1 protein-coding gene is annotated in these 761 nt (G+C 69.6%); it reads left to right on the top strand.

Features of this window, described 5'->3' with window-relative positions:
• Positions 1-761: diaminobutyrate--2-oxoglutarate transaminase (locus ACFSJS_RS27905; protein WP_380905283.1), on the top strand; the 761-nt coding region annotated here is incomplete at both ends.

The following is a 761-nucleotide window of genomic DNA, read 5'->3' as shown; positions in this document are numbered from 1 at the left end:
TGAACTACGGCCACAACAACCCGGTCCTCAAACGCGCCCTGCTGGACTACCTGGAGCGGGACGGCGTCACCCACGGCCTGGACACCCACACCGTCGCCAAGCGCGAGTTCCTGGAGGCCTTCCACCGCACGGTCCTCGCCCCGCGCGGCCTGGACCACAAGGTGATGTTCCCCGGCCCCACCGGCACCAACGCCGTCGAGGCCGCCCTGAAACTGGCCCGCAAGGTCAAGGGGCGCGAGTCGATCGTCTCCTTCACCAACGCCTTCCACGGCATGACGCTGGGCTCCCTGGCCGTCACCGGCAACGCCTTCAAGCGCGCCGGCGCCGGCATCCCGCTGGTGCACGGCACCCCCATGCCGTTCGACAACTACCTCGACGGCAAGGTCGAGGACTTCCTGTGGTTCGAGCGGCTCCTGCAGGACCCCGGCTCCGGCCTGAACCGGCCCGCCGCGGTGATCGTGGAGACGGTGCAGGGCGAGGGCGGCATCAACGTCGCCCGCCCCGAGTGGCTGCGCGCCCTGGCCGACCTGTGCCACCGCTGGGACATGCTGCTCATCGTCGACGACGTCCAGATGGGCTGCGGCCGCACGGGCCCCTTCTTCTCCTTCGAGGAGGCCGGCATCACCCCGGACATCATCACCGTCTCCAAGTCCATCAGCGGCTACGGCCTGCCCATGGCGCTGACCCTGTTCCGCCCCGAGCTGGACATCTGGGAGCCGGGCGAGCACAACGGCACCTTCCGCGGCAACAACCCGGCCTTC

This window comes from Streptomyces desertarenae (assembly GCF_042681365.1).
Taxonomy (GTDB): Bacteria; Actinomycetota; Actinomycetes; order Streptomycetales; family Streptomycetaceae; genus Streptomyces; species Streptomyces desertarenae.
This window is presented reverse-complemented; position numbering and strand designations above follow the sequence as displayed.